The organism is Natronobiforma cellulositropha, from assembly GCF_025629245.1.
GTDB classification, from domain to species: domain Archaea; phylum Halobacteriota; class Halobacteria; order Halobacteriales; family Natrialbaceae; genus Natronobiforma; species Natronobiforma cellulositropha.
The window spans coordinates 40,481-60,702 of the sequence record NZ_JANZXN010000005.1; the positions used below are offsets into that span (position 1 = coordinate 40,481).

The window sequence follows — 20,222 nt, forward strand, 5'->3', positions numbered from 1 at the left end:
CCCCGGACCTAAGCGCCGGAGGGGAGAAAGACGCGTATGCAACCGGATCTCTCGGAGCGGACGGTGCTGGTCACGGGGAGCGCTCGCGGCGTCGGACGCGCACTCGCGCTCGCGGCGGCCGACCGTGGTGCGGCCGTCGCCGTCCACTACCACACGAGTGCCGACGCCGCCCGCGAGGTGGCAGCCGAGGCGCGGTCTCGCGGCGGGCGGGCGGTGACGACGGTCCAGGCCGACGTGACCGACCCCGACTCCGTCGACGGTCTCTTCGCTGCGGTCGAAGCCGACCTCGGCGCGGTCGACACGCTGGTGAACAACGTCGGCGACTTCGCGCCCAGCCACTGGGAGGAACTCTCCTTCGAGACCTGGAACCGCGTTCTCGAGACGAACCTCACCGCGACCTACCTCTGTTCGAAACGCGCACTGCCCAGCATGCGCGAGGCGGGCTACGGCCGGATCGTCAACGTCGGCTACGCCTCGAGCGAGCAGGGACTCGTCTCGCCGGTGAACTTCCCGTACTTCGCGGCGAAAGCGGGCGTCATCATGTTCACACGGATGCTCGCCGGAGACACGCAGGATGATGGCATCACCGTCAACGCCGTCTCGCCGTACGTCGTCGAGAACAGCGACGAGTTCCCCGCGGAACTCCCCCGCGGGCGGCCCGCCTCGTTCGAGGACCTCACGCGCGCCGTGCTATTCTTCCTCGACCCCGAGAACGGGTACGTCAGCGGGCAGAATCTCGAGGTCGACGGCGGCTGGCTGCCCGAGCGGGTGTGAGGACGGGGTGCGCTCGAGCGAGCGGCCGAACGAGCGAGTCGCGAGGCGGAGTGGGGCAGTCGAACGGACGGGTAAAAAGTCGGGTGAGCGGATTCGACTCGAGAGAACACCCACGTGAACTGATTGTGACGAGGACGAACCGTGGTGTATGACTGAGAGACGACGAACGACGATGGGTGCGGCCCGCGATCCGGTACTCGTCAGGAATGCCTACCACGTCGACTGCGTGGTCCGCCACCTCGCCAGCCTGTTCGTGGCGACCAGCCTCGCCGCCGTGTTCGCGATCGAACTCGGTCGCAGGCTGCTGGCAGGCGGGCATACTGCACTGGTGGCCTGGGTGGGGCATCCGACTGCAGTGGGACCTAATTTCTACGACGAGTACGTTGTCACCGTGCTTCCGGTCGATCCGTCGCTCCCCGTCTGGGAGCAGTACGTCACGTACCTCGTCACGGTGGGGACCGCGTGGCCGATTCTCGTCGTGGTCGGTGTCACGAGCCTCTACGCGCTCTGGTACGACTACGGACGGTGAGTGGGCCGGTTGAACCGGATCAGGGCGGCACCCGAGAGGACGACCATCAGCACCGACCAGCCGATCCAGAGACGTGGGTCACCGCTGCGGGAGACGACGAGGAGCGACAGCGAGAAGACGACCGTCAGCGCGACGGTCACCCGGTCGGCCGGAGAGCGCTCGAGTGTGGCCATCTGTGTCTGCGCGGATACCACGCGGGGTGGTATCACTGTTGGTGGCTCGAGCGTCCAGCACAACAGTGAGGGTCGCCCAGCCCAGAACCGGTCACAGAGAGTGAGGTCCAGGAAACGCGCTCCTCGGGAGAACCCATGAGCCAGCACACCAGCGAACCCGTAGACGGCAGCGTCGAGGTATCGATCGTCACCGCGGACGGTCCCGAACTGTGCTCGGTCGGCGGCGGCGCGCTCCGCGTCAGCGTCGACGGCACGCGCGTCACCCGCTTCGTGAACGAGGCGGCCCTCGAGTGGGGCGAGTGGGACCCCGAGTACGTCGGGGACTTCCTCGCACTCGACCTCCCCGCCATCCTCGAGCGTCTCGAGCGACTCCTCCGCGGCGAGGTCGAACGCTACGACTCCCTCGAGCACACCTTCGAGGGATGGCGCTACTACCTGCTGTTCGAGCCGGTCACCGACGAGCACCTCCGTCTCGCCTTCCAGACCCACGAGCAGCTCGGCGACGGATCCGAGGTCCCCACGCCCCACCCGGAGAGCGCGCGGGGCTACCTCGTGAACCTCGACGACCTGTCCCGGGCGGCGCTCGAGGCAGGCCGGGCGTACCAGCGTCGTGCCGAGACCTACGAGGTCGCCGAACCCGCGTTCGCGACGTTCCTCGACGAGTTCGAGGCGTTGCTCGAGTGAGGTGCCACACCAGTTTCTACGTGCATCGGCGTATCCCGACGCCAGGGTGAATGGCAGCAACAGTAATGCCCATTGGATAGAGACTTGCTAAAGAGCGAGTCAATGGGAACGAACAGCAGACGCGGCAGGAACAAGAGCGAACCGAGGTGATGGATGGTGCTAAATCGTGAGCGAGCGAGACGGGAGCAGTCGACGGAGCAGTCGGAGACCGACCGACGCCAGCCAGCACGGCGGTCGGCCAGACCGGCTCTCTCCTGGGCAGATCCGGCGCGTCAGGATAGCCAGGCGGGCCGGTACGTCTTTCGGTTGGTCGAAGAACACGGTCTCGAGCAGGTCCACTACTGGGCGAGTCAGGGTGGGCTGCCTGCGGGGTTCAACACCGAGGCGGGCGAGACGATTCGGCGTGGAACTGAGTGGAGCCGAGAGAGTGGGACCGACATCGACACGACGAGCCTCTACCGATCGGCGGGCGCACAGGCGGAGACCGAGCCTGCTGGAGATGCAGGTGTGCCAGACGCCGTGAGAGCGGTCGTCTCGGAACCCGGCCAGCCGCTCGAGGCGTCGGTTCGTGAGGAGATGGAAGCGAAGCTAGGGACATCGTTCGAGGACGTCAGAATCCACACGGGCGTGCGGGCGGCGGCGGCCGCCTCGGCGGTCGACGCGCGGGCGTTCACCGTCGGCAACCACGTCGCGTTCGGCCGCGGCGAGTACGACCCGGAGAGTGAAAGTGGACGATACCTCATTGCACACGAACTTGCCCACGTTCGCCAGTCCAGTAGGAAGCGAGCGCTCCAGCGGTGTGGGAGTGAGTCTGAAAGCGGTGCAGCGTCCGGAGGTGGCGCGTCGGGAGGTGGCACATCGCTACAGGAGCGGTACGGACTCCCAGCGACGGCAGTACTCGGCCCAGATGTGACCGAGGCGCACATGGAGACGTACAGGCACCAGAAACACGATCCAGAGACGACGAGATTCGTCGTAACGGACCAGGAAGGGAAGGTCTGCTGGTTAGAGCAAGGGAACGAGAGGGCCGGGTGGACACACATTATCAGCAGACACGGAGGACAGTTCGAGGAGTTGGGATTCGAAGGGGATACGCTACGAAATGCAATCATGAACGCGATACAGTACGGCACGGAAGGGACAAGCAAGGGGCGAAGGCAGTACAAGGATAACCTTACAGAGACCAAGAATATCGTCGTTGGTGTAGGTTCGAACGGATTCGTCGTGACGGCTCATCCAAAGAGGAAGAAATGACACTCGAGCCAACACTCACCGCCACCGTCTGCGAACGGACACCGGAGGCCGAGTACGAGGGCGTCGTCTACGACCAGACGGTGACGGTCGCACTCGAGGAGGCGACGACGAGCGCCACGAGACTCGCGCTGTTCGACCCCTCGATGGCCGTGACGGACGACCACGTGGGATCGACGGTCGACCTCGCCGTCTCGGTGCTCTCGAGTGCGGTCGAACGCCTCGACACACCGACGAGGGACGTCCGCGAGACGGACGAGGGGGCATCGGCGTGGAGTTACGAGTTTCTCGGCCGGGTGTGTGCGACGGACGCGGACGGTGGCGTCGTTCTCGATATCGGCTGTGGGACCATCTCCGTCGAGCCATCGGCGGATCTGGCGCGCTGTCTCGAGGCGGGAGGCGCCGACGGCCCTCACCTGCGGGTGCTCGCGTCTCGGACCGACCTGGCCGCACTCGAGTGAGCGACGGACGCGCGTCGAGTGCGTTCGCACCGTGTGAATCGACACGAGCGCTTTGGTGCTGGCCGTCGACGCTCGAGGTATGTACCGCACCGTGTTAGTGCCGACCGACGGGAGCGAGACCGCCGCACGCGTGGTCGAACAGGCGTTCGAACTCGCGACGCGCTTCGACGCGACCGTCTACGTCCTCTACGTCGTCGACATCGAGGGAGCGTTCCCGTTCGGCCCGCCCGTAGACGACGCTCGCGAGGCGGTGTACGAACGGGCAAGAGCCGTCACCGACGGGATCGCCGCGGACGCACCCGACGGACTCGAGGTCGTCTCGGTCGTCGACGACGGCGTCGCTCACGAGACCATCCTCGAGTACGCAGCGAGCCAGGACGTCGGCCTGATCGTGATGGGGACCCACGGCGGCCGTGGCATGGACCGGTTCGTGCTGGGGAGCGTCACGGAGACGATCATGCAGCGTGCCGACCGGTCGGTCCTCGTGAGTCACGCGGGCGAGGAGGACGAGCGCGTCTCGACCCCCGGGGAGGCGCGGACGCTCGCAGCGAGCGCACTCGAGGATGAGGCGGCGTTCGAGGCGGAGGCGACGCTCGAGGAGGTACGCGAACGCGGTGGCTTCTGGCTCGTTCACGCGACTGACGGGGAGCGAGCGTACACGGCCCACGTCGACAGACTGAGCGGGGCGGTCACGGTCACCGAGACCGAGTGAGAGCGGTCACCGGACGATCGTCACCGGACAGGGGGCGCGACGGGCGACCACTTCGGCGACGCTCCCGAGGAGGACGCGCGAGACGCCCGAGCGGCCGTGGCTGCCGATGACCACGTGGTCGACGTCGTGCTCGTCGGCGTAGGCGACGAGTTCGCGCGCGGGACTACCGACGGCCGTCTCGGTGGTGATCGACCCGTCGTGTGGTGGCGCCGTCTCGAGGAGGTCGTCGAACAACGCCGCGGCGTCCTCACGTTTCTGCTCGAGGAGGGCGTCGGCCCCGACGTGGCCGTACTCGCCGTAGACACTCCCGGAGATGTCGACGACGTGGACGGCGGTGATGTCGGCGTCGGGGAAGGTTTCGAGCGCGTAGTCGAACGCCACCCGGGCGGGCTCAGAGTCGTCGAGTGCGACGAGGACGTGCATACTCGAGAGCAGTCGGCGGACGCACTTAGCTGTACGCCAGCGGTCTCAGCGGACGACGGTGACGAGCACCGGCGAGCGGTGGACGACGGCGTCGGCGACGCTGCCGAGGTGGCCGTCGGCATCGCCCGTGCCGCGACTCCCGATGACCACGTGGTCGACGTCCGCCTCGGTCGTATAGGCGAGAATCGCCGTCGTCGGCCGCCCGACCCACAGCGCCGTCTCGAGCGGACGGTCTCGCTGCGCTGCAATCGCTTCCGCCCGCTCGAGGACGTCCTGTGCGTCCGCGCGCGCGGCGTCGACGCGCTCGAGCCACGCCTCGAGCGCCTGGTCGTCGAAGCCGAGTTCACCCGTCCGTTCGACGACGTGTAAGACGGTGACGGCGGCGTCGGGGTAGGTCTCGAAGGCGTACTCGAGTCCGGCGCGGGCGTGGGGCGAGCCGTCGAACGGAACGAGGATCGTACGGGCCATGGGACGCATTCACCCGGCGCGCGTATCAATGCACGCGCTCTGGAACGCTCCGCGACGCTCGAGACGCCGCTCGCCGACGCCGAGCGCTGACGGCTGTCCGTACCTCGAAGTATTATCCCGCGGGTCGTGGTAGGATGGAGGTCATGGGTGACTCTCGGCCGAACGTACTCCTGATACACTGCCACGATCTCGGGCGCTATCTGGGCTGTTACGGCGAAGACATCGAGACGCCAGCGATCGACGCGCTCGCGGCCGACGGTGCCGTCTTCGACCGTCACTTCGTCACCGCTCCGCAGTGTTCGCCGAGCCGTGGCAGCCTGCTGACCGGCCGGTACCCCCACGTCAACGGGCTGATGGGGCTCGCACACGGAAGCTGGGAACTGGGGACCGACGAGCGGATCATGCCCCAGTACTTACAGGAGGCGGGCTACGAGACGCACCTCTTCGGTCTCCAGCACGTCACACAGGACACCGACCGCCTCGAGTACGACCACGTCCACTCGGAGGGGAACCTCTACCCCGGAGTGACGCCCGCAGTCCACCAGGCGAACCGGGCGCGAAACGTCGCCTCGGTCGTCTCGACCTTCCTCGAGAAGGGGGCGTACGACGGCCCGTTTTTCGCCTCCGTCGGCTTCTTCGAACTCCACCGCGTCGAAGAGGAGAACGGCCGCTTTGGCTTCGACGCCGGCCACTACGACACCGACGACCCAGACGAGGTCCGCCCACTGCCGTACCTGCCGGACCGCCGTGGAATCAGGCTCGACCTCGCGGAGATGCACGGCATGGTCTACGCCCTCGACGACGCCGTCGGGACGATCTGTGAGAGCCTCGAGCAGGCAGGCATCGCCGACGAGACGGTCGTCATCTTCACGACCGAACACGGCATCGCCTTCCCGCGAGCGAAAGGAAGCGTCTACGACGCGGGCATCGAGGCGGCGCTGATCGTCCGCTACCCGGGCGTCGCCGACGGCGGCCGTCACTACGACGAACTCCTCAGCAACGTCGACGTGTTGCCGACGGTTCTCGAACTGGTCGGACTCGAGGTCCCGGACGCGGTGAACGGCCGGAGCTTCCTCGGGTTACTCGACGACGAGCGAGGTGGGAGAGCCGACGGGAGTGCGGGTGAGGACGGAAGTGCGGGCGGCGGCGATGAGGACGGCTACCGGCCACACGAGCATCTGTTCGCCGAGATGACCTGGCACGACATGTACGACCCGGTCCGGGCCGTCCGCACTGAGCGCTACAAGTTCATCAAGAACTTCTGGCACCTCCCCGAGGTGTACTTCACCAAGGACATCTTCGCGAGCGAGGCCGGCCGCGAGGTCAGAGAGGACTGGGCGACGCCCCCACGGGCGTACGAGGAGCTGTACGACCTCCACGAGGATCCACAGGAACAGGACAACGTGGTCCGCGAGCCACGCTACGAAGACGTCGTCGCCGACCTCTCCGAGACACTCCGCGAGTGGATGGAGGCGACCGACGACCCGCTGCTCGAGGGGCCACTCCCACCCGGCGACTACGAAGAGATCACCAGCTGGCCGACGGACACGACGTGAAACGGTCCGTCTGAGAGGTGCTCGACCCGGCCACGGACGAGAGTCCGCTGGCGGCGTTCGGCGGCGAGCGAACGCACGAATCCAAGTACCTCCGGTGAGAATCCCCCGACCATGTACGATCGGATTCTCGTCCCAACTGACGGCAGCGAGACGGCGACCGCAGCGCTCGAGCACGCAGGCGACCTCGCGGCGGCCGTGGGCGCGACGGTCCACGTCCTCCACGTCGGCGACGGAGACGATACCGTCGATACGACCGGTGCAGCGATCGCTGGCGACGGCCGAACGCTCGTCGACGACCGCGGCGCACACGCGATCGAGGACGTCCGCGGGGGCGACCCCACGGAGACGATCCTCGAGACCGCCAGGGACGCCACCGTCGACGCCATCGTCATGGGGTCGTGCGGACGGGCGGGACTCGAGCGTCTCGTCCTCGGGAGCGTCACCGAAGGCGTCGTCCGCGAGTCACCCGTCCCCGTCATCGTCGTCGGTGCCGACGGCCACGCCAGCCACGAGTACCCCTACCGTCACGTCACCATCGCGACCGACGGGAGCGAGGCCGCGACCGCGGCAGTCACTGCGGGGGTGTCCCTCGCACGCGAGCACGACGCGGCCGTCCACCTGCTGTCGGTCGCCGACGTGCCACCCGAGGACCTCGAATCGAACGGTCCCGACGACACCCGGATCGGCCGCCTCGAGTCCGGTGCCCGCGAGGCGATCGAGCGGGCCGAAGAATTCGCGAGCGAGGCCGGACTCGAAGCGGTCACCAGCGAGGTGCGGTTCGGCGAGGCCGCAGAAGAGATCCGTGCGGGGGCCGCAGAGTCCGAGGCCGACCTCCTCGTCGTCGGCACGAGCGGGCGTGGCGGGCTGAGCCGGATGGTTCTCGGGAGCGTCGCCGAGGACGTGTTGCGAACCGCCGAGATCCCGGTCCTGACGGTCCGTGCGAGCGACGGCGACGAGTGAGACCAGTAGGCGTTTCGAGACGGGCGGTGAACTGGACCGACGATGGTCACCGCACCGGACGGACTCAGACAGCGCGGACCGAATCTCTGGACCTACGAGGAGCCGCTCCGGTTTCTCGGAGTCGAAATCGGCCGGATCATGACCGTGGTCCGACTCTCGAGCGGGGGACTCTTCGTTCACTCGCCGGCCGAATTGACGCCACAGCTCCATGCGGCACTCGAGCGTCTCGGAGCGGTGCGCTTCGTCGTTCCCGCGAGCAAACTCCACGGCCACCTGTACATGGAGCAGTACCGGGCGGCGTGGCCGGACGTCGAGTTGTTCGCCGCGCCCGGACTCGACGGGCGCCGAACCGACCTCACCTTCGACGGCCTGCTGGGCGACACGCCGGATCCCCGGTGGGCGACGGACATCGACCAGGTCGCGATCATGGGCAACCGGCTGCTGACCGAACTCGCGTTCGTCCACCGGCCGAGTCGGACGCTCCTGCTGGGCGATATCGGCTACCACATCGGCCCGGGGAGCCCGCTCCGGACGCGCCTCTACGCGCGCCTCGTCGGCGTCTACCGGCGCATCGGTCCACCGATCGACTACCGGCTGACGGTGACCAACGAGGCGACGCTCCGGCGGTCGATGCACGAGGTCCTCGCGTGGGAGTTCGATCGGGTCGTTCCGGGCCACGGTGACGTCCTCGAGACCGGCGGCAAACGGGCGGTACTCGAGGGATTCGGCTGGCTGTGGTGAAGTCATCACGACGGCTGCGAGAGCATCCGTGCGTTCACGGCTGACGTGAGAACGCCTTTGTCGGCGCACCACATTGGGACGGTCGATGACTTCCCGGTCGGAGACAGCCACGGTGTTCGTCGTGGGCGTGAGCGCACTCGTCGCGACGTGTATCCTCCACCTCGCGTACCTGCCGCGGTACTTCCCCGACGAGCGCCTGACAGTGTCTGCCGTCCTCGTCCTCGGCTGGGCGACGTACACGGTCGGCTGGTACGCCATCGGTCGCCTCTTCTCGGATCCCGGTCCGGTGCCGTCGCTTCGCTCGCTCGACGTCGGCGTGGCGCTGTTTCTCTGCTCGCTGTTGCTCGGACTGGGACTCGACACGCTCGGGTTCACACCGGAACTCGTCCTCGAGGCCTACGCCCTGCCGGCGGTCGGCATCTACGTCGGTCTCGCGCTCGTCGGCTGGTCGATCGGCGTCAGAACGAACGCGATCAACCGGTTCGCTCACGACGAGTGAGCCGTGGTCACGAACACGTCGAGGTCACCGAAGCGGATCACGTGGTCGGTGACACTCCCAACCGCGAGACGGTGGACCCCACCGCGTCCACGCGACCCCATCACGATGAGGTCCGCGTCCACCTCGCCGGCGTACTCGAGGATCGCCGTTCCGGGCGGTCCCGTGAGCACTGCCGTCTCCACCGTGAGACCGCCGGCGGCCGGCCGGTCCGCCACCGCGCCGACGACGCGTCTCGCCTGGGCGTTGATCGCCTCCTCGGCACTCTCGGTCTCTCCCGGCAACCGAAGGTAGCCGAGCGGGCCGGTCTCGGCGACGCAGACGGCGTGGACGGTCGCGTCGTGTTCGGCCGCGAGCGAGAGCGCCCGGTCGACGGCGGCCGCGGCGTGCTCGCTCCCGTCGGTCGGAACCAGTATCGTCTCGAACATACGCCCCCATCGACCTCGAGCACGGTAAATCACTGCCCAGGCGGGGTGCGCTCGAGGAGGGGTACCGATTTCACTGCACGCACCGTAGCGTCCGTATGTACGACACGATTCTGGTCGCGATCGACGACAGCGAGACGGCGGCCGCGGCGCTGGCGCACGCGATCGACCTGGCGCGGAGCGTCGAGGCGACCGTCAGCGTCCTCTCGGTCGTCGACTCCGGGGCGAACCCGCTCCGGTTCGGCGTCGACGAGGTCGACGACCTCAACCGAACCGTCACGGAGACGGTCGCGGGCGTCGTCGACGCCTACGACGGAAACGGACCGGCGTTCGACGTCGAGATCCGTCGGGGCCGTCCGGACACCGTGATCCTCGAGTACGCAGCAGAAATCGGGGCGGAAACGATCGTCCTCGGCCGCCACGGCGACCAGACGCTCCCCGAAGCCATCCTTGGGAGCACCGCCGACCGGGTGACGCGACTCGCGTCGGTGCCGGTGACGGTGGTGCCTCCTGCCCTGGCGGACGAGCACGGCGACAACTAACCCACCAGCCCGTGGGAAGGAGGCACACACCACCGGAAGAGGCATGTCTCCCATCCCCATTGCCGAGCAGTATGGACGACGCCACTCGCGAAAAAACCGCTATCAGGCGCGGCTACGACCGACTCGCCCCAACCTACGCGGAGCGACGGGCCGAGACGCCGCTCGAGTCGGCCGTCGTCACTGACTTCCTCGAGACGGTCGAGCCAGGCGACCGCCTCCTCGACGCAGGCTGTGGCGTCGGTGAACCAGTACTGACGGCGGTGAGCAGTCCGGAGCCGGAGCCAGACGGGGTAGACGCCGTCGGTCTCGACCTCTCGAGTGGCCAGCTCGAGATCGCCCGCGGGCGCGCACCCGCGGCATCGCTGTGTCAGGGAGAGATGGCACGGCTCCCGTTCGCCGCAGCATCCTTCGACGTCGTCGTCGCCCTCCACTCACTGATTCACGTCCCCGTTGCCGAGGACGGTGCCGTCCTCTCGGAGTTCGCCCGCGTCCTCCGCCCCGGCGGCCGGCTACTCCTCACCGGTGGGTGCACGCCCTGGACCGGCACCAACCCGGACTGGCTCGACGCCGGCGTCGAGATGCGCTGGCAGATGGCAGGCCGCGAACAGACCCGCCGACACCTCGAACGAGCGGGCTTCACCGTCCTCGAGCGCGGCGAGGTCGACAGCGGCATGGTCGAGGACGAGGCGCGGTTCTCGTACGTGCACGCTCGAGTCGCGTGAGCGAGTAGCCCGTATTCGATACAATCGGCTGTACATCTATTCGGACACTTGTTGCGAAATATACATCTATCGTCGCACAAACCAGAGGATATGGCAGCCCTCCGCACCGCCCTCGGGGTGACTCTCGAAGACGAACGACTGTTCGCCGTTGCTCTCGCAGCAGGACTCGGCGAGATACTGCTCAGATCCGTGCTCGCCGGAATCCACCCGCTACTGTTCGTCTGCTGGCCACCGGTGTTCGCCGTGCTCGCGATGGCCACGGTGGTGCCACCGGTACGAGCCGACCTCGGTGTCGAATCCGGTCCAGAAGGGAGTGGCCGTCCGGGGTGGACGAGGCGACTCGTGGCGGTTGGTATCGTCGCCGTCGTCGGCCACGCCGTTGCACTCGTTCTCGGGAGCGCGCTCTTCGTCCTCGTCGATACGCCGATCCGGTACGGTCTGTACTGGTTCGGTGTCCAGGAGTGGATCACGCTCGAGTGGACGCTTCTGGGACCGTTGCTGGGTATCGCCATCTGTACGGCCGCCTGCTGGTCACTGCCGACACTGACGGTGGTCCGTCTCGAGCGCGGTGCGAGCGCGAGAGAGGCACTCCGTGAGACAGTGACAGTGGCGCTCGAGCAGCCACGTGCCCTCCTCCTACTTGCGGTGTGTGCCGGAGGGTTCGGTGCGCTCGCGGTGCTCACCGGAGTCGCCGTGGAGTCGGTCAGCGATGGTCTCGGTGCAGTTCGCGCCGGACTCTACTCGCACGTCGTCACCTGGGTATTCCTCCTGCCTATCGCTGCTGCGGTTTCGATCGGACTCGCGGCGTTTTTCGCCCTGGCCGCCACGTCGCTTCCGTCCTCGAGCGACCGGCCGCTCCCGCTCGTGCGCCTCCTCGTGGTGTGTCTCGTCCTCACGGCCCTCGTTACGGCCGCGGGAGCCGTCCGAATGGGGGAGGTACGGCCAGTCGACACCGCACCCGAACCCCTTCCGGCTGATCCGGACGGTCTCTATGCGACGGCACTCGAGAACACCGACCGGGCGAATCACGACACTCGCTCGTGGTCCCCCAGTTCGGACGAGTCGTCCGTCTTCGTGCAGAAAATCGACCGGGACACACGTCAGTTCGTACTGTACTGGGCGAGTGACGACGCCACCGAGTGGGCGTATCACTCGACCGGCGTGATGGCTGCTGGGCCGGGCGTTCGGGGATTCTCACTCGGCACGTGGGAGATGGAAGACGGCCGAATCGGCTCGGCTGAACCTGGCTACGTCTACACCGCCAACGAGTACGAACTCTACGATCCGTTCCCGGGCGTGACGGGGTGGACGATCGTAGCGAGCGACGAGAACACGATCACCCTCGAAGTCGACGACCACGACCAACTGCACCCACTCGCCGATTCCAGTGCTCACAGAGAAGTCACCGATGTGAACGAATCGTGGGCACGGGCGACGGTCGATACGGAGCGTGAGACGCTCCTCGAGACCGAGCTACGGGTGAACGTGACCGTCGGTGAACCGGACCGTGAAGGCTTCGAGACTCACATCGACCACCACGCGCGACAGACGTACACCGTCGACGAGATCGGCATCGACCGACCCGAAGAGGTCGGAACACCGCACCTGGGTGAACTGGCCTGGCGGTTGGTCGTCTACTGAGACGGCTCAGTACAGACCGTGAATATTCTCACAGGTACACAGTGGTCTCCGAGAGATCGTACGCGAAAAAGACCAGGTCGCCGTGTCAGTCGTCGCTCGTCGCGAACTCCGTCGAACTCGCCTCGACGGGGGCCGACGCGCTCTCGGGGAGCGTCTCGCGGACGTCGTCACGGCCGTCCTCGGTGATTGCGTCGTGGTAGGCGTCGGGCATCACCTTGACGAACGACTCGAGTTCGCGCTCCCAGTGCTCGAGGAGGGCCGTGGCTCGCTCTGAGCCGGTGTAGGCGACGTGGTTCTCGACGAGCCGTCGGAGCATGCTCTCGTCGGACTCGTCGAGGTCGTCGTAGAGGGTGACCATCTCGGTGTTGGCGCGGTCGGCGAACGACCCGTCGGGGTCGTAGACGTAGGCGACGCCGCCGGACATGCCCGCGGCGAAGTTCTTGCCCGTCTCACCGAGGACGGCGACGACGCCGCCGGTCATGTACTCACAGCCGTGGTCGCCGACGCCCTCGACGACGGCTTTCGCGCCGGAGTTGCGGACGGCGAAACGCTCGCCCGCGAGACCGTTGACGTAACACTCGCCACCGGTCGCTCCGTAGAGGGCGACGTTGCCGATGGCGATGTTCTCCGCGGCGGTGTAGGCGGCCGTCGCGGGCGTGCGCACCGAGAGCTTGCCGCCGGAGAGACCCTTGCCGACGTAGTCGTTGGCGCTGCCGGTGAGGTGCATCGAGACGCCGCTGGCGAGGAACGCCCCGAAGCTCTGTCCGGCGGTGCCCTCGAGGTCGACCGTCAGGGTGTCCTCCGGGAGACCGGGTTCGCCGTACCGGCGGGTTACCCGGTTCGAGACCATCGCGCCGACCGAGCGGTCGACGTTCGAAATCCCGGTGGTGAGCGTGGTCGGAACCTGTTCGTCGATGGCCGTCTGCGCCTGCTCGATCAGGACGCGGTCGAGCTGGTCCTCGAGTTCGTGGTCCTGCTCGCGGCGTTTGGTCCGCGCCTCGCCCTCGAGCGGGGCGATGACTGCCGAGAGGTCGACGTGGCGGGCCTTGGGGTGGTCGACGTCGGTGCGCTGGGTCAGGACGTCGACCTGACCGATCATCTCCTCGACGGTGCGGAAGCCGAGGTCGGCCATGATCTCGCGCAGTTCCTCGGCGAGGAACGTCATGTAGTTGATGACGTGCTCGGGTTCGCCGGGGAAGCGCTTTCTGAGGTCCTCGCGCTGGGTGGCGACGCCGACGGGGCAGGTGTTCTTGTGACACTGGCGGGCCATCACACAGCCACTCGTGACGAGGCTCGCGGTGCCGAAGATGTACTCCTCTGCGCCGAGGAGGGCGGCGACGGCGACGTCGCGGCCGGTCTTCATCCCGCCGTCGGCCGAGACGCGGATGCGGTCTCGGAGACCGGTCTGACAGAGCATCTGGTTCGCCTCGGCGAGACCGAGTTCCCACGGGAGACCGGCGTGTTTGATCGAGGTGCGCGGTGACGCGCCGGTCCCGCCGGAGTCGCCGGAGATGTGGACGACGTCGGCGTTGGCCTTCGCGACGCCCGCGGCGATGGTGCCGATGCCGGCCTCGCTGACGAGTTTGACGTTGATGTCGGCCGACTCGTTGGCCGCCTTCAGGTCGTGGATCAGCTGTTTGAGGTCCTCGATGGAGTAGATGTCGTGCAGCGGCGGCGGCGAGATGAGACCGACGCCGGGGGTCGCCTTGCGGACGTGGGCGATCATCTCGTCGACTTTCATGCCGGGGAGGTGGCCACCCTCGCCGGGTTTCGACCCCTGAGCCATCTTGATCTGGAGTTCGTCGGCGCTCGAGAGGTAGGTGCTCGTCACGCCGAAGCGGGCCGAGGCGACCTGCTTGACGTTACACTCGCGTTCGGTGCCGAAGCGCTCCGGTGGCTCGCCACCCTCACCCGAGTTCGACTTCCCACCGATGCGGTTCATCGCGATGGAGTTGTTCTCGTGGGCCTCCGCCGAGAGGCTGCCGAGGCTCATCGCGGCCGTCGAGAAGCGTCTGACGATCTCTTCGACGGGTTCGACCTCCTCGAGCGGGACCGGGTCGCGCTCGGAGTCGAACGCGAGGAGACCGCGGAGCGTCTGGAGGTTCGTACTCTGGTCGTTGATCAGCTCGGCGAACTCCTTGTAGCGGTCGTAGTCGTTGGCCCGGACCGACTGCTGGAGGATGCCGACGGTCTGGGGGTTCCACTGGTGGTAGATGCCGTTCGAGCGGTGTTCGAACTCGCCCGAGCGCTCGAGGACCGCCTCCTCGTCGCCGAAGCCGGCAGCGTGGCGCTCTCTGACGTCGGCTTCGATCTCGGCGAGACCGATCCCCTGGGTGCGGTTCTCGGTGCCCTCGAAGTACTCGGCGACGAGATCCGAGTCGAGACCGACGGCCTCGAAGATCTGTGCGCCCTGGTAGCTCTCGACCGTCGAGATGCCCATCTTCGCCATGACCTTGAGCAGGCCGTCCTCGAGTGCGGTGATGTAGGCGGCGATGGCGTCCTCGGCGTCGGCACCGTCGGGACCCGCGGTGAGGTCCTCGATGGTCTGGAAGGCGAGGTAGGGGTTGACCGCGCCCGCCCCGTAGCCGACGAGCGTCGCGAGGTGGTGGACCGTCCGCGGGTCGCCCGACTCGACGACGAGACCGACGTGGTTTCGCAGGCCGGTGCGGACGAGGTGGTGGTGGACGGCGGCGGTCGCGAGCAGGCTCGGAATCGCCAGGTGCTCACTATCGAGGTCGCGGTCCGAGAGGACGAGGATGTCGGTCCCCGCCTCGATGGCTGCCACGGCGTCCTCGCGGACGCGCTCGATGGCAGCTTCGAGGTCGTCACCGGCGTCGCCGGCCGGCGTGTAGGTGATGTCGACCGTCGCCGACTCGAGGTCGCCGACCTCCTGGTCGCGGATGGCGGCGAGCTGGGCGTCGGTGAGCACGGGCGAGTCACAGACGAGCTGGCGGGCGTGTTCGGGCGATTCGTCGAGGAGGTTGCGCTGGTAGCCGAGTCGGCTCTCGAGGCTGGTGACGAGCTCCTCGCGGATGTAGTCGAGCGGCGGGTTCGTCACCTGGGCGAACAGCTGTTTGAAGTAGGAAAACAGCGGCCGGTTGAACTCGGTGAGCACCGACAGCGGCGTGTCGTCGCCCATCGAGCCGACGGGGTCTTTGCCCTTCTGGGCCATCGGTTCGACCAGGTTGTTGAGTTCGTCGTGGGTGTAGCCGAAGGTCGCCTGGTGGCCGCGCAGGCTCGAGACCGGCGCTCGAGGCGAGCGTTCGCTCGAGGCGACCTCCTCGAGTCGGACCTGGTTCTCGGCGACCCACTCGCCGTAGCGCTCGTCGACGAGACCCTCGAAGACCTCGTCGTCGGGGATGACCCGGCCTTCGTCCGGGTCGGCGAGGAAGAGCTGGCCGGGCTGGAGGCGGCCGCGCTCGGCGATGTTCTCGGGGTCGGGGTCGAGCGCGCCGGCCTCGCTCGCGACGATCAGTCGGTTGTCGGTGGTCACGTCGTACCGGCAGGGGCGCAGGCCGTTCCGGTCGAGGACGGCACCGACGCGCTCGCCGTCGGTGGCGGCGACGAGGGCGGGACCGTCCCAGGGTTCGACCAGCGAGGCGTGGAAGTCGTACCAGTCGCGCCGGTCCTGGTCCATCGACTCGTCGTTGCGCCAGGCCTCGGGGACGAGCATGCGGAGCGCGTGTGCGAGGTCGCGGCCGTCCTCTAAGAGGAGTTCGAGCGCGTTGTCGACGCTCGCGGTGTCGGACTGGTCAGGGTCGTTGATGATCGGCTTGACGGCGTCGAGACCGTCGATGACCTCACTCTCGAGGTCGGTCTCGCGCGCTCGCATCCAGTTGATGTTGCCCTGGATGGTGTTGAACTCGCCGTTGTGGACGATGTTGCGGTAGGGGTGGGCGAGGTGCCAGGCACCGAGCGTGTTCGTCGAGAAGCGCTCGTGGACCATCACGAAGTTCGATTCGATCCGCTCGTCGGTCAGGTCGGGGTAGTAGGTCGACACCTGGACGCCCTTGAGCAGGCCCTTGTAGACGACGGTCTTCGAGGCGAGCGAGCAGACGTAAAAGCGTTCGGCGCCCTCGAGGTCGGATTCCTCGACCCGGTTCTCGAGTGCGCGCCGGGCGACGTAGAGACGGCGGTCGAGCGCCTCGTCTGTGAGGTCGTCGCTCGCAGTTACGAACACCTGCCAGACGTCCGGTTCGGCGTCGAGGGCGGTCTGGCCGAGACCGTCGTTGTCCGTCGGGACGTCGCGCCAGGCGAGTACCTCGAGGTCGTAGCGCTCGAGAGAGTCTTCGACGAGGTCGACGAGCGCCTCGCGGGCGTCGGTCTCCTGTGGAAAGAAGAACGACCCGACGGCGTACGCACCGGGGTCGGGAAGGTCGCAGTCGAGAACCGCACGGAAGAACCGGTGGGGCGTCTGGAGTAAGATGCCAGCCCCGTCACCGGTGTTCTTCTCCGCGCCGGTGGTGCCGCGGTGTTCGAGGTTGACGAGCAGTTCGAGACCGTCGGCGACGATGTCGTGGCCCGTCCCGCCATCGAGGTCCATGACGACGCCGACACCGCAGTTCGACCGCTCGTCCGCCGGGTCGGCGAGACCCCGCGAACGGTCAGCAGAGTGTGCCCGCTGTGGCTGTTGCATAGGAGTACTCGAGAAAACCCACATAAGAGCGTAATCCATAATGGCTAAGGGTATTATAAACACATACAAGTGAATATAAGGGGTATGGATTTTCCCGAGACCGGTGGAATATGTGCGCTGTTTCGTCGTATGTCACAGTGGTTGTAAAGCGTTTCTGTTCCGGCGAGTCACGATCACAACATTTCGAGCGATCTGGCGTCGATTGTGCATATATCACGGACGATAGAGATATACTGAGAATATAGACTGTTCGTTGAAACGATACAGGACGGGACCGGACGTGACGGGACCGACCGTCAGCCCTCGCGTGGGGCGAGACCCAAAAGTGTTCGATCCGCGATGCTCGCCGTGGAGACGGCACGAATCGGCAGAACGGACCGGGTTCGAGTCAGTACTTCCGCGCGAAGTAGGCGACCTCGTCTGCGGGGTCGCCACAGACGCCACACTCGTCGCGCTCGGGCGTTTCGACCTCGCCCGCGGACGCGCCGCCTTCGGACTCGAGTGGCTGGATCACGATTTCGGCGGCGATCTTCTCTTTGATCACTTCCTCGCAAGCCTCGTCACCACACCAGGCGGTCTCGACGTAGCCGCCGTGTTTGCCGAGCGTGCCGAGGATCTCCTCGGGGCTGTAGGCCTCGCGGACGTTCTCCTCGAGCGTCTCCTTCGCGGTGTCGTAGAGTTTGTCGTAGACCGTCTCGAGGTGGTCTTCGACGAGCGCGGCCAGGTCCGTCCGGTCCTCGAAGTGTTTCTCGTTGTCCGGACGGTGGACCAGCGTGACCTCCTCGTCGTCGACCTCGTTGGGTCCGACCTCGATGCGCAGCGGGACGCCGTTGAGTTCGTGTTCGTTGAACTTGAAGCCGGGGTTGCGCTCGTCGCGGTCGTCGAGTTCGACGCGGACGTCCGCCGCCTCGAGTTCGTCGGCGAGGTCGCGGGAGTACTCGAGGACCGCCTCCTGGGTCTCCTCCTGATAGATGGGGACGATGACGACCTGCGTGGGTGCCACGGTGGGCGGGAGGACGAGTCCCTGGTCGTCGGAGTGGGTCATGATGAGCGCACCGAGGGCGCGCCAGGAGAGTCCCCACGAGGTGGTGTAGGCGGTCTGTTCGTCCTCGTCCTCGTCGAAGAAGGTGATGTCGAACGCCTCGGCGAAGGACTGGCCGAGGTGGTGGCTGGTGCCGCCCTGGACGGACTTGCCGTCGGGCATCAGACACTCGACGGTCGTGGTGGTGTCCGCGCCGGGGAACTTGTCGTGTTCGGGTTTCTTCCCGCGCAGGACCGGGATGGCGAGCACCTCCTCGTAGACGCGCTCGTACTGGCCGAGGCGGGTCCAGACCTCCTCCCAGGCCTCTTCGTTCGTCGCGTGCGCGGTGTGGCCCTCCTGCCAGAGGAACTCCTTCGTGCGGAAGAAGGGCTTCGTCTCGGTGGCCTCCCAGCGCACCACCGAACACCACTGGTTCAGCCGCAGCGGCAGGTCGCGGTGGCTCCGGGTCCACTGGGCCATGAAGGGAGCGATGATCGACTCACTGGTCGGGCGTACTGCGAGGCGCTCCTCGAGTTCGGTGTGTCCGCCCTGGGTCACCCAGGCGACCTCCGGGTCGAACCCCTCGACGATGTCTTTCTCGCGCTCGAGGAACTCCTCGGGGATGAACATCGGGAAGTAGACGTTGTCGACGCCGGTCGCTTTGAACCAGCCGTCGAGCGCCTCCTGGATGCGCTCCCAGAGGGCGTAGCCACGGGGTTTCGTGACGATGAAGCCGCCCATCGGTGCGTAGTCTGCCAGTCCGGCTTTCGTGACGACCTCGGCGTACCAGTCGCCGGGGTTGCCCTTCTTCGACTCGGTGATCCCGAGTTCCTGACTCTCCTCGCTCATATCTCGAGAGTGTGCCACGGTACTCTTAAACGATGCGAAGGTGTGGCGAGCGCTCGCGTGGACGCGACAGTCGGCGTGAACACACGCTTTTGTAGCTGGCAACCGAGTTACAGGTATGGTACAGCGAGTTCTCGTCCCGGTCGACGGCTCAGCACACTCCCGACGGGCACTCGAGGTCACACTCGAGGAGTTTCCCGACGCCGAGGTCGTCGTCTTCCACGCCATCGATCGCTACGACGTCGCGCTCGTCAGCGAACCGGCGGTGTGGGACGACGAGTTCCCGGAACGCCAGGAGCGCGCAGCGGAGGCGCTGCTCGAGGAGTATCGCGACCTCGCCGACGGCCACGGCGTCGAGGTCCGAACCGAGCTAGCCCGTGGCAAGCCGGCGGACGCGATTCTCGTCGCCGTCGACGAGTTCGGCGCCGACCACGTCGTGATGGGGAGTCGGGGACGGCGGGGTGTCGCCCGCGTCCTCCTCGGGAGCGTCGCGGAGAAGGTCGCCCGACGCGCGCCCGTCTCCGTCACGGTCGTCCGCCCGCCGGAGACCTGACCGACAGACTCGAGAGCGGTCAGTCCTCGTGAGAACACCGCTATACCGAAAGCGAGCGTACGAACGGTATGTACAGAGTGTTGCTGCCCATCGACGACGACGAGGACAGAGTCGACGCACAGGTCCAGACCGTGCTGGAACTCCCCGGCCCGCGAAACGGCGTCGAAGTGACGCTCTTACACGTCATCGACGACGAGCGTGCGAGCATCCCGAAACCGACACAGATAGCCGCCGGCCAGCACGCAGAGGAGCGACTCACGGCGGCGGGCGTGCGCACCCTCGAGCGCGGTGAGACTGGCGACCCCGCGAGGGCGATCATCGAGAGCGCCCGCGACCTCGGTGCCGACCTGATCGTCCTCGGCGGGCGCAAGCGCTCGCCGCTGGGCGCGCTGGTGTTCGGAAGCGTCAGCAACAGGGTCGTCCGCGACGCCCGGCGTCCGGTGACGATCACCGGTCCCATCGACCACCTCGAGCGTCCCTCTCACCGCTGTGTAACCTGTGGCGAGACCTACTACACCAGCCGCGAGACGGGTATCTCGACCTGCCGGCGCTGTGGCGGCATCCACGTCGAGCGCGTCCGCGACGACGCACTCGAGGCGAACGCCTGA

At 67.0% G+C, this 20,222-nt stretch carries 21 protein-coding genes; 15 read left to right on the forward strand and 6 right to left on the reverse strand.

Going from position 1 to position 20,222, the window contains the following annotated elements; translation table 11 throughout:
* Positions 1-36: 36 nt before the first annotated feature.
* Positions 37-774: an SDR family NAD(P)-dependent oxidoreductase gene (locus N0B15_RS01810; protein WP_263017624.1), complete on the forward strand. Its 738-nt coding sequence runs from the start codon at positions 37-39 to the stop codon at positions 772-774.
* 148 nt (positions 775-922) lie between these two features.
* Positions 923-1,303 carry a hypothetical protein gene (locus N0B15_RS01815; protein WP_263017625.1) on the forward strand — a complete coding sequence of 127 codons (381 nt, stop codon included), beginning with the start codon at positions 923-925 and terminating at the stop codon, positions 1,301-1,303.
* Here N0B15_RS01815 and N0B15_RS01820 read toward each other — a convergent pair.
* Positions 1,291-1,476, reverse strand: a complete 186-nt coding sequence (locus tag N0B15_RS01820) for a hypothetical protein (RefSeq protein ID WP_263017626.1) — start codon at positions 1,474-1,476, stop codon at positions 1,291-1,293. The two genes, N0B15_RS01815 and N0B15_RS01820, sit on opposite strands and share 13 nt — an antisense overlap.
* A 135-nt stretch (positions 1,477-1,611) precedes the next feature.
* Here N0B15_RS01820 and N0B15_RS01825 point away from each other — a divergent pair, with 135 nt between their 5' ends.
* From N0B15_RS01825 to N0B15_RS01840, 4 genes are all read left to right on the forward strand, one after another.
* Positions 1,612-2,160, forward strand: a complete 549-nt coding sequence (locus N0B15_RS01825; protein ID WP_263017627.1) for a hypothetical protein — start codon at positions 1,612-1,614, stop codon at positions 2,158-2,160.
* Between the two features lie 306 nt (positions 2,161-2,466).
* A complete protein-coding gene (locus N0B15_RS01830) occupies positions 2,467-3,414 on the forward strand; it encodes an eCIS core domain-containing protein (protein ID WP_263017628.1) in 948 nt (315 codons plus the stop codon).
* Positions 3,411-3,872 carry a hypothetical protein gene (locus N0B15_RS01835; RefSeq protein WP_263017629.1) on the forward strand — a complete coding sequence of 154 codons (462 nt, stop codon included), beginning with the start codon at positions 3,411-3,413 and terminating at the stop codon, positions 3,870-3,872. The genes N0B15_RS01830 and N0B15_RS01835 overlap by 4 nt, the downstream gene beginning before the upstream one ends.
* A gap of 79 nt (positions 3,873-3,951) precedes the next feature.
* Positions 3,952-4,584, forward strand: a complete 633-nt coding sequence (locus tag N0B15_RS01840; RefSeq protein WP_263017631.1) for a universal stress protein — start codon at positions 3,952-3,954, stop codon at positions 4,582-4,584.
* 6 nt (positions 4,585-4,590) lie between these two features.
* Here N0B15_RS01840 and N0B15_RS01845 read toward each other — a convergent pair whose 3' ends face one another.
* Positions 4,591-5,007, reverse strand: a complete 417-nt coding sequence (locus N0B15_RS01845) for a universal stress protein (RefSeq protein ID WP_263017633.1) — start codon at positions 5,005-5,007, stop codon at positions 4,591-4,593.
* 45 nt (positions 5,008-5,052) lie between these two features.
* Positions 5,053-5,475, reverse strand: coding sequence for a universal stress protein (locus N0B15_RS01850; RefSeq protein ID WP_263017635.1), 423 nt, complete (start codon positions 5,473-5,475; stop codon positions 5,053-5,055).
* A 143-nt stretch (positions 5,476-5,618) separates the two neighbouring features.
* Here N0B15_RS01850 and N0B15_RS01855 point away from each other — a divergent pair, with 143 nt between their 5' ends.
* The 4 genes from N0B15_RS01855 to N0B15_RS01870 all read left to right on the forward strand — a co-directional run bounded on the left by N0B15_RS01855 (position 5,619) and on the right by N0B15_RS01870 (position 9,231).
* Positions 5,619-7,031 carry a sulfatase family protein gene (locus N0B15_RS01855; RefSeq protein WP_263017637.1) on the forward strand — a complete coding sequence of 471 codons (1,413 nt, stop codon included), beginning with the start codon at positions 5,619-5,621 and terminating at the stop codon, positions 7,029-7,031.
* 111 nt (positions 7,032-7,142) lie between these two features.
* Positions 7,143-7,991: a universal stress protein gene (locus N0B15_RS01860; RefSeq protein ID WP_263017639.1), complete on the forward strand. Its 849-nt coding sequence runs from the start codon at positions 7,143-7,145 to the stop codon at positions 7,989-7,991.
* A 42-nt stretch (positions 7,992-8,033) separates the two neighbouring features.
* Complete coding sequence (locus N0B15_RS01865; protein WP_263017640.1) at positions 8,034-8,732, forward strand: DUF4336 domain-containing protein; 699 nt, start codon at positions 8,034-8,036, stop codon at positions 8,730-8,732.
* Between the two features lie 85 nt (positions 8,733-8,817).
* Complete coding sequence (locus tag N0B15_RS01870; protein ID WP_263017641.1) at positions 8,818-9,231, forward strand: hypothetical protein; 414 nt, start codon at positions 8,818-8,820, stop codon at positions 9,229-9,231.
* Here N0B15_RS01870 and N0B15_RS01875 read toward each other — a convergent pair.
* Positions 9,219-9,656, reverse strand: a complete 438-nt coding sequence (locus tag N0B15_RS01875; protein ID WP_263017643.1) for a universal stress protein — start codon at positions 9,654-9,656, stop codon at positions 9,219-9,221. The genes N0B15_RS01870 and N0B15_RS01875 overlap by 13 nt on opposite strands.
* 95 nt (positions 9,657-9,751) lie before the next feature.
* On the opposite strand from N0B15_RS01875, the gene N0B15_RS01880 reads away from it, so the two are divergent.
* The 3 genes from N0B15_RS01880 (at position 9,752) to N0B15_RS01890 (ending at position 12,558) form a co-directional block, all read left to right on the forward strand.
* Positions 9,752-10,195: a universal stress protein gene (locus tag N0B15_RS01880; RefSeq protein WP_263017644.1), complete on the forward strand. Its 444-nt coding sequence runs from the start codon at positions 9,752-9,754 to the stop codon at positions 10,193-10,195.
* A gap of 71 nt (positions 10,196-10,266) precedes the next feature.
* Positions 10,267-10,917 (forward strand): class I SAM-dependent methyltransferase, encoded by a 651-nt coding sequence (locus N0B15_RS01885; RefSeq protein WP_263017645.1) that lies wholly within the window; start codon positions 10,267-10,269, stop codon positions 10,915-10,917.
* A 90-nt stretch (positions 10,918-11,007) separates the two neighbouring features.
* Positions 11,008-12,558 carry a hypothetical protein gene (locus tag N0B15_RS01890; protein ID WP_263017646.1) on the forward strand — a complete coding sequence of 517 codons (1,551 nt, stop codon included), beginning with the start codon at positions 11,008-11,010 and terminating at the stop codon, positions 12,556-12,558.
* An 85-nt stretch (positions 12,559-12,643) separates the two neighbouring features.
* On the opposite strand, the gene gltB is transcribed toward N0B15_RS01890, so the two are convergent.
* The gene (gene gltB / locus N0B15_RS01895; protein WP_263017647.1) at positions 12,644-17,194 is read right to left on the reverse strand and encodes a glutamate synthase large subunit; all 4,551 of its coding nucleotides are present in this window, start codon (positions 17,192-17,194) and stop codon (positions 12,644-12,646) included.
* A gap of 388 nt (positions 17,195-17,582) precedes the next feature.
* Positions 17,583-19,064: a proline--tRNA ligase gene (gene proS, locus N0B15_RS01900; protein WP_263017648.1), complete on the reverse strand. Its 1,482-nt coding sequence runs from the start codon at positions 19,062-19,064 to the stop codon at positions 17,583-17,585.
* Positions 19,065-19,179: 115 nt separating this feature from the next.
* On the opposite strand from proS, the gene N0B15_RS01905 reads away from it, so the two are divergent.
* Both N0B15_RS01905 and N0B15_RS01910 read left to right on the forward strand, forming a co-directional pair.
* Positions 19,180-19,614 carry a universal stress protein gene (locus tag N0B15_RS01905; RefSeq protein ID WP_263017649.1) on the forward strand — a complete coding sequence of 145 codons (435 nt, stop codon included), beginning with the start codon at positions 19,180-19,182 and terminating at the stop codon, positions 19,612-19,614.
* Positions 19,615-19,682: 68 nt separating this feature from the next.
* Positions 19,683-20,222: a universal stress protein gene (locus tag N0B15_RS01910; RefSeq protein ID WP_263017650.1), complete on the forward strand. Its 540-nt coding sequence runs from the start codon at positions 19,683-19,685 to the stop codon at positions 20,220-20,222.

Excerpts from the sequence above, each read along its gene's own strand:
- N0B15_RS01860 (WP_263017639.1), top strand. The coding sequence starts at position 7,143 with ATGTACGATCGGATTCTCGTCCCAACTGACGGCAGCGAGACGGCGACC.
- N0B15_RS01890 (WP_263017646.1), top strand. The coding sequence starts at position 11,008 with ATGGCAGCCCTCCGCACCGCCCTCGGGGTGACTCTCGAAGACGAACGA.
- N0B15_RS01870 (WP_263017641.1), top strand. The coding sequence starts at position 8,818 with ATGACTTCCCGGTCGGAGACAGCCACGGTGTTCGTCGTGGGCGTGAGC.
- N0B15_RS01835 (WP_263017629.1), top strand. The coding sequence starts at position 3,411 with ATGACACTCGAGCCAACACTCACCGCCACCGTCTGCGAACGGACACCG.
- N0B15_RS01825 (WP_263017627.1), top strand. The coding sequence starts at position 1,612 with ATGAGCCAGCACACCAGCGAACCCGTAGACGGCAGCGTCGAGGTATCG.
- N0B15_RS01815 (WP_263017625.1), top strand. The coding sequence starts at position 923 with ATGACTGAGAGACGACGAACGACGATGGGTGCGGCCCGCGATCCGGTA.
- proS (WP_263017648.1), bottom strand. The coding sequence starts at position 19,064 with ATGAGCGAGGAGAGTCAGGAACTCGGGATCACCGAGTCGAAGAAGGGC.
- N0B15_RS01810 (WP_263017624.1), top strand. The coding sequence starts at position 37 with ATGCAACCGGATCTCTCGGAGCGGACGGTGCTGGTCACGGGGAGCGCT.
- N0B15_RS01905 (WP_263017649.1), top strand. The coding sequence starts at position 19,180 with ATGGTACAGCGAGTTCTCGTCCCGGTCGACGGCTCAGCACACTCCCGA.
- N0B15_RS01820 (WP_263017626.1), bottom strand. The coding sequence starts at position 1,476 with ATGGCCACACTCGAGCGCTCTCCGGCCGACCGGGTGACCGTCGCGCTG.
- N0B15_RS01880 (WP_263017644.1), top strand. The coding sequence starts at position 9,752 with ATGTACGACACGATTCTGGTCGCGATCGACGACAGCGAGACGGCGGCC.
- N0B15_RS01910 (WP_263017650.1), top strand. The coding sequence starts at position 19,683 with ATGTACAGAGTGTTGCTGCCCATCGACGACGACGAGGACAGAGTCGAC.
- N0B15_RS01855 (WP_263017637.1), top strand. The coding sequence starts at position 5,619 with ATGGGTGACTCTCGGCCGAACGTACTCCTGATACACTGCCACGATCTC.
- N0B15_RS01875 (WP_263017643.1), bottom strand. The coding sequence starts at position 9,656 with ATGTTCGAGACGATACTGGTTCCGACCGACGGGAGCGAGCACGCCGCG.
- N0B15_RS01850 (WP_263017635.1), bottom strand. The coding sequence starts at position 5,475 with ATGGCCCGTACGATCCTCGTTCCGTTCGACGGCTCGCCCCACGCCCGC.
- gltB (WP_263017647.1), bottom strand. The coding sequence starts at position 17,194 with ATGCAACAGCCACAGCGGGCACACTCTGCTGACCGTTCGCGGGGTCTC.
- N0B15_RS01865 (WP_263017640.1), top strand. The coding sequence starts at position 8,034 with ATGGTCACCGCACCGGACGGACTCAGACAGCGCGGACCGAATCTCTGG.
- N0B15_RS01885 (WP_263017645.1), top strand. The coding sequence starts at position 10,267 with ATGGACGACGCCACTCGCGAAAAAACCGCTATCAGGCGCGGCTACGAC.
- N0B15_RS01845 (WP_263017633.1), bottom strand. The coding sequence starts at position 5,007 with ATGCACGTCCTCGTCGCACTCGACGACTCTGAGCCCGCCCGGGTGGCG.
- N0B15_RS01840 (WP_263017631.1), top strand. The coding sequence starts at position 3,952 with ATGTACCGCACCGTGTTAGTGCCGACCGACGGGAGCGAGACCGCCGCA.